Genomic DNA, 6,843 nt, shown 5'->3' on the forward strand with positions numbered 1-6,843 from the left:
GCCGCGAGGGCGTCCGGCCGGCGGGTGCTTACAGCGGAACCCAGGCGCCGTCCTTGAACTGGTAGACGGTGATGGAGCCCTGCTTGAGGTCGCCCTTGTCGTCGAAGGAGATGTTGCCGATCACGCCGTCGAAGTTCACCTTCTTCAGCTCAGGCAGGTACTTGGATGGTTCGGCAGAGCCGGCCTTTTCCATGGCGGTGATGATGGCGGTGGCCGCGTCGTAGGCGTAGGGCGAGTAGATCTGCACGTCGGCGTTGAAGCGCTTCTTGTAGCGGGCGCGGAAGTCGGCGCCGCCGGGCATCTTCTCGATCGGCAGGCCGGCCATGGAGCAGTAGGCGTTGGCGCCGATGGCGTCGCCGGCGAGCTTGATCATTTCCGGGCTGCAGCTGCCGTCGCCGGAGAGGAACTTGGCGGTGATGCCCAGTTGCTTGAACTGGCGCAGCATCGGCCCGGCCTGGGCGTCCATGCCGCCGAAGAAGATCACGTCCGGATTGGCGCTGCGGATCTTGGTGAGGATGGAGTTGAAGTCGGTGGCCTTGTCGGTGGTGAACTCCCGCGCAACGATCTGTGCGCCCGCGCTCTTGGCCGCCTTTTCGGTTTCGTCCGCCAGCCCCTGGCCGTAGGCGGTGCGGTCGTCGATGATGGCGATCTTCTTCGCCCCCAGGCTTTCCACCGCGAACTTGCCCAGCACCGAACCCTGCTGCACGTCGTTGGCGATGGTGCGGAACACGCCGGGGTATTTCTGCTGCGTCAGCTTGGGATTGGTCGACGCCGGCGTGATCTGGGCGATGCCGGCCTGATGGTAGATGCGCGAGGCCGGAATGGAGGTGCCGGAGTTCAGGTGGCCAACCACCGCCTTGACGCCGGCATCCACCAGCCGCTGGGCCACGGTGGTGCCGGTGCGCGGATCGGCCTGGTCGTCTTCGCCCATGAACTCCAGCTTCACCGGCTTGCCGCCTATGGTGACACCGCGGGCATTGGCTTCTTCCAGCGCCAGGCGGGCACCGTTCTCGAGGTCCTTGCCGAGGTGGGCGATGGTGCCGGTGAGCGGCGCGGCACCGCCTATCTTCACCACTTCCTGGGCATGGGCGGCGCTCAAGCCGAGACCGAGAATGGCTGCTGCAACGAGAGTTTTCTTCATACCTGTTCCTCCTGCGTAAGGGTGAAACCGGGTTTCCTGGGCTTGTATGGGCAATCGCGTTGCGACGAACACGATGCGGGGTTCGCGGTGCTGCACTTCGCCGGCAGCCGGCCGGGGACGAAAGTGTCCGTATTCTGCCTAAAAAATTGTCTCTGGCGCATGCATGCGGGTTTTTGTAGGTGCTGAGAAGGCGGTCCAGCCTCGGGGCCGGCGAGGCGCATGAATCGTGCCAGCACGGAATGTGCGATCGAGCCTGGCGGAACCGCCGGAACATGCAGGCTGGGCGCTGCCGGGGGGAGCGCCGGCGGTGCGGCTGCACCTTGGCGGTGCATGGCGCGACGCTGCCATTTGCAAAAGCCCGCGGGAAGCGGGATTCTTGCCGCTTGCCCGGACCCCGCCGGAATGGCCCGCCATGAAACGCCTGCTTCTCATCCTCTGCTCCCTGCTCGCCGCCATTGGCCTGCCCGCCTGTGATTACTTCGCCGTGCGCGACCTCAAGCCCGGCGTTTCCACGGTGGCCGAGGTGAAGGCGCGGCTGGGCGAGCCGCAGGCGGTATGGCCTAACGCGGACGGAAGCTCCACCTGGGAGTATTCCCGCCAGCCCCAGGGCGCCGAATGCTACATGGCCACCATGGGTGCGGATGGCGTGCTGCTGCGGCTGGAGCAGGTGTTGAACGAAGCCAACTTTGCCCGGGTCGAATCCGGCATGCGCCAGGAGCAGGTGCTGCGCCTGTTAGGCCGGCCAGCCTCGCGCCAGCACTTCGCGCTGAAGCGGGAAACCGTGTGGGAGTGGCTGATAGACCGTGGCGATGCGGATGCGCCGCGCTACTTCACCGTCAGCTTCGGCGAGGACGGCCTGGTGCGCGGCAGTGGCCGCTACAGCCGCCCCCGTGGCTGAATCGCTCCGGCAACAACAAGAGAAGAACATGAAGCTCCCCTTCTTCCATCGCCTGCCGGTGTTCCTTGCCGTTCTGTTGCTGGCGGGCTGCAGCGCCTTCGCCCCGCCGCGGCCCTACACCAGCGAAGCCGAAGTGCTGGCGGCGCGCGGCCACCCCACCCAGCGCTGGGACAACGCCGATGGCAGCACCACCCTGCAATACGCCACCCAGCCTTTCGGGGAAAGCTGCCTGATGGTGACGGTGGATGCCCAGGGCCGCGTGCTGCGGCAGGAGGACGGCCTGAGCGACGCCGGGCGGGCGAAGGTGAAGGCGGGCATGAGCAAGGAGGAGGTCAATCGCCTGCTCGGAGCGCACCGCTCGGTGCAGTACTTCGCCCTGTCGCGGGAAGAGGTGTGGGACTGGAACATCGAGAACACCGGCCCCGGCATCGCCACCCTGTTCAATGTGCACTTCGTCGATGGCCGCGTCGTCCGCACCAGCCAGACCTACATCCACTTTCCTTTCTGAGCCCCTCTACCCGCCTTTACCCAGGAACGGCCATGAAACCGCTAGCCCTTCTTCCCAAGCTCGCCAGTAGCGCGCTGTTGCGCTTCCTGCTCGCGCTGCTGGCCGTCTCGGCCTTGTCCGGTTGTGCCGCCTTCGCGCCGCCCCGCCCCTACACCACCGAGCAGGAAGCTATTGCCGAACGGGGTGAACCCACCCGCCGCTGGGACAACGGTGATACCACGCATACGCTGGAGTTCTCCAATCAGCCGGATGGCCCCTCCACCCTGATGGTGCAGGTGGACCAAGGGGGCATCGTGCTGCGGCAGTGGGATGCGCTGTCCGCTGCCAACCTGGCACGGGTCAAGCGCGGAATGACGCAGGAGGAGGTTTCCCGCCTGCTGGGCAGCCATCGCTCGGAGCAGACCTTCCCCTCGTCCCACGAGGTGGTATGGGACTGGAGCGTGGCCGAGCGTGGCTACGGCTCGACCGCCCTGTTCAACGTGCACTTCGTCGAGGGCAAGGTCGCACGCACCAGCTATACCTATTCCTACCCGCCGAACTGGGATTACTACGGCCCGTGGGGCCCCTGGGGGCCATACCCCTACCCGGGATACCCTTTCCACCCTCGCCGCTGGCCGGGTTCGCCCTGGTGGTGGTAGCCCGGCCCGCATGGGCGGCGGCGGGTAAGGCCGCCGCCAGCCTTGGCAAGCATGGGCGTCCCTCGCTAAACTTCTGCCCCTCTGCCAAGGAGCGCTGCGACCCGGAGACCGGGCCAGGCTTGGCAACCGAACAACGGCGCTCGCAAACCCCATCCGGTTTGTGGCGCCGTTCGCTTTTGCGGGCCGCGCTGCGCCGGGATCGTCGTTTCACCGAGACATGCCCATGCAAGCCGACCGCTCCGAAGAACTCCGCCAGCACCTCGCCCGCCGCATCCTGATCCTGGACGGCGCCATGGGCACCATGATCCAGCAGTACAAGCTGGGCGAGGCGGACTACCGCGGCAGCCGCTTCCTGGAGCATCCGCGCGACCTCAAGGGCAACAACGACCTGCTGGTGCTGACGCGGCCGGACGTGGTCGGCGAGATCCACCGCGCCTACCTCGAGGCCGGCGCCGACATCATCGAGACCAATACCTTCAACGGTACGCGCGTCTCCCAGGCCGAGTATGGCCTGGAGGGCCTGGCTTACGAGATCAACGTGGCTGGCGCCCGCCTGGTGCGCGAGCTGTGCGACGAATACACCGCGCAGAACCCGGACAAGCCGCGCTACTGCGCCGGCGTGCTGGGGCCGACCTCGCGCACGCTGTCCATCTCGCCGGATGTGAACGACCCCGGCTACCGCAACATCGCCTTCGACGCGCTGGTGGACGACTACTACGACTCCGCCCGCGGCCTGGTGGAAGGTGGCGCCGACCTGCTGCTGATCGAAACCGTGTTCGACACCCTGAACGCCAAGGCGGCGGTGTTCGCCATCGAGAAGCTGTTCGAAGACTTCGAGCGCAACGGCGGCCACCGCCTGCCGGTGATGGTCTCCGGCACCATCACCGATGCCTCCGGCCGCACCCTCTCCGGCCAGACCGCCGAAGCCTTCTGGAACTCCCTGTCGCACGCGCAGCCGATCTCCTTCGGCCTCAACTGCGCGCTGGGCGCCAAGGAACTGCGCGCCTACGTGGAAGAGCTGTCGCGGGTCTGCGACACCCATGTGTCCGCACACCCGAATGCCGGCCTGCCCAACCCGCTGGCGCCCACCGGCTACGACGAAACGCCGGAGCAACTGGCGGAGGCGGTGGTGGAATGGGCGCAGTCCGGCCTGGTGAACATCCTCGGCGGCTGCTGCGGCACCACGCCGGCCCACATCGCGGCCATCGCCAAGGCGGTGGCTGCGGTGCCGCCGCGCAAGGTGCCGGAGATCGAGAAGAAACTGCGGCTGTCCGGCCTGGAGCCCTTCAACATCGGGGCGGACAGCCTGTATGTGAACGTCGGCGAGCGCACCAATGTCACCGGTTCGCGCGCCTTCGCCCGCATGATCCTGGAAGGCCGCTTCGACGATGCCCTGGCGGTGGCTCGCCAGCAGGTGGAGAACGGCGCCCAGGTCATCGACATCAACATGGACGAGGCGATGCTGGACTCCATGGCGGCGATGGAGCGCTTCCTCAAGCTCATCGCCTCCGAGCCGGACATCTCCCGCGTGCCCATCATGATCGACTCCTCGAAGTGGGAGGTGATCGAGGCCGGGCTGAAGTGCATCCAGGGCAAGGGCATCGTCAACTCCATCTCGATGAAGGAGGGCGAGGCCAAGTTCCTGCACGAAGCGCGGCTGGCGCGGCGCTACGGCGCGGCGGTGATCGTCATGGCCTTCGACGAGAAAGGCCAGGCCGACACCTACGCGCGCAAGATCGAGATCTGCGGCCGCGCCTATGCACTGCTCACCGGCATTGGCTTCCCCCCGGAAGACATCATCTTCGACCCCAACATCTTCGCCATCGCCACCGGCATCGAAGAGCACGACAACTACGCGGTGGACTTCATCCAGAGCGTGGCCTGGATCAAGGCCAACCTGCCCTACGCCAAGATCTCCGGCGGTGTTTCCAACGTCAGCTTCAGCTTCCGCGGCAACGAGCCGGTGCGCGAGGCCATCCACACCGTGTTCCTCTACCACGCGGTGAAGGCCGGCATGACGATGGGTATCGTCAACGCCGGCATGCTGGGCGTGTATGACGACCTCGACCCGGTGCTGCGCAATACCGTGGAGGACGTGGTGCTGAACCGCCGGCCTGGAGCCGGCGATGCGCTGGTGGAACTGGCGCAGACGGTGAAGGAAGGCAAGGCCAAGGACACCGGCCCCGACCTCGCCTGGCGCGCCTGGCCGGTGGAAGAGCGCCTCAAGCACGCGTTGGTGAAGGGCATCACCGAATTCGTCGTTGCCGACACCGAAGAGGTGCGCGCCAGCCTGGCGGCGGCCGGCAAGCCGCCACTGGCGGTGATCGAAGGCCCGCTGATGGCCGGCATGGACGTGGTCGGCGACCTCTTCGGCGCCGGCAAGATGTTCCTGCCCCAGGTGGTGAAATCCGCCCGCGTCATGAAGCAGGCGGTGGCCCACCTCATCCCCTACATCGAAGAGGAAAAGCTGCGCACCGGCGCCACCAGCAAGGGCCGCATCGTCATCGCCACGGTGAAGGGCGATGTGCACGACATCGGCAAGAACATCGTCGGCGTGGTGCTGGGCTGCAACGGCTACGAGGTGATCGACCTCGGCGTCATGGTGCCGGCGGACAAGATCCTCAACGCCGCCAAGGAACACGGCGCGCAGGCCATCGGCCTGTCCGGGCTGATCACGCCCTCGCTGGAAGAAATGAGCCACGTCGCCGCTGAAATGCAGCGCCAGGGCTTCGACGTGCCGTTGCTCATCGGCGGTGCCACCACCAGCCGCGCCCACACCGCCATCAAGATCGCGCCCCACTACCAGCAGCCGGTGGTGTACGTGCCGGACGCCTCGCGCGCGGTCGGTGTGGTCACCGCGCTGCTGTCCGAATCCGGCGCGGAGGAGTTCCGCCTCCAGCTCGCCGCCGACTACGACAAGATCCGCGCCCAGCACGCCAACAAGAAGGGCGTGCAACTGGTCAGCCTGGAAGCCGCCCGCGCCAACGCCTACGACCCGCTGTCGGTCGAAGGCTACGTGCCGTTTAAGCCCAACACCCTGGGCGTGATCGCGCTGGACGTGGACCTGGAAGACCTGCGCGACTACATCGACTGGGCCCCCTTCTTCCAGACCTGGGACCTCGCCGGCAGCTTCCCCAGAATCCTCGATGACGAAATCGTCGGCGAAACCGCGCGCAGCGTGTTCGCTGACGGCCAGGCCATGCTGGAAGACCTCATCGCTGGCCAGTGGGTGCAGGCGCGCGCGGTGTTCGGCCTCTTCCCCGCCAACAGCGTGGGCGACGACATCGAGTTCTACGCCGACGAATCCCGCAACACCGCCATGATGACCTGGCACGGCCTGCGCCAGCAGCACGAGCGCCCGCCCGGCAAGCCGCACTGGTGCCTGGCCGATTTCATCGCCCCCAAGTCCAGCGGCGTGCGCGACTGGTGCGGCGCCTTCGCCGTCACCGCCGGCCTGGGCATCGAACACAAGCTCGCCGAGTTCGAAGCCAGCCACGACGACTACCACGCCATCATGCTCAAGAGCCTCGCCGACCGCCTCGCCGAAGCCACCGCCGAATGGCTGCACGAGCGGGTGCGCAAGGAATACTGGGGCTATGCCGCCGACGAGCAGCTGGATAATGCCGCGCTGATCAAGGAGCAATACAAGGGCATCCGC

The 6,843-nt window shown here is 66.7% G+C and carries 4 protein-coding genes, 1 pseudogene and 1 riboswitch; of the genes and pseudogenes, 4 read left to right on the forward strand and 1 reads right to left on the reverse strand.

Features of this window, described 5'->3' with window-relative positions:
* Positions 1-28 precede the first annotated feature (28 nt).
* The gene (locus GRF61_RS14590; protein ID WP_169151368.1) at positions 29-1,141 is read right to left on the reverse strand and encodes a branched-chain amino acid ABC transporter substrate-binding protein; all 1,113 of its coding nucleotides are present in this window, start codon (positions 1,139-1,141) and stop codon (positions 29-31) included.
* 412 nt (positions 1,142-1,553) lie between these two features.
* Here GRF61_RS14590 and bamE point away from each other — a divergent pair, with 412 nt between their 5' ends.
* The 4 genes and pseudogenes from bamE to metH form a co-directional block, all read left to right on the forward strand.
* Positions 1,554-2,039: an outer membrane protein assembly factor BamE gene (gene bamE, locus GRF61_RS14595; protein WP_169151369.1), complete on the forward strand. Its 486-nt coding sequence runs from the start codon at positions 1,554-1,556 to the stop codon at positions 2,037-2,039.
* A gap of 28 nt (positions 2,040-2,067) precedes the next feature.
* Positions 2,068-2,535 (forward strand): annotated as a pseudogene (locus tag GRF61_RS14600) (hypothetical protein); the annotation flags it as partial.
* A 44-nt stretch (positions 2,536-2,579) separates the two neighbouring features.
* Positions 2,580-3,185 carry a hypothetical protein gene (locus tag GRF61_RS14605; protein WP_248281254.1) on the forward strand — a complete coding sequence of 202 codons (606 nt, stop codon included), beginning with the start codon at positions 2,580-2,582 and terminating at the stop codon, positions 3,183-3,185.
* Between the two features lie 80 nt (positions 3,186-3,265).
* A riboswitch (S-adenosyl-L-homocysteine riboswitch) is annotated at positions 3,266-3,334 on the forward strand.
* 74 nt (positions 3,335-3,408) lie between these two features.
* Positions 3,409-6,843: methionine synthase (gene metH, locus GRF61_RS14610; protein WP_169151371.1), on the forward strand; the 3,435-nt coding region annotated here is incomplete at its 3' end.

Source organism: Azoarcus sp. TTM-91 (assembly GCF_012911025.1).
GTDB lineage: Bacteria > Pseudomonadota > Gammaproteobacteria > Burkholderiales > Rhodocyclaceae > Azoarcus.

Excerpts from the sequence above, each read along its gene's own strand:
- GRF61_RS14605 (WP_248281254.1), top strand. The coding sequence starts at position 2,580 with ATGAAACCGCTAGCCCTTCTTCCCAAGCTCGCCAGTAGCGCGCTGTTG.
- GRF61_RS14590 (WP_169151368.1), bottom strand. The coding sequence starts at position 1,141 with ATGAAGAAAACTCTCGTTGCAGCAGCCATTCTCGGTCTCGGCTTGAGC.
- bamE (WP_169151369.1), top strand. The coding sequence starts at position 1,554 with ATGAAACGCCTGCTTCTCATCCTCTGCTCCCTGCTCGCCGCCATTGGC.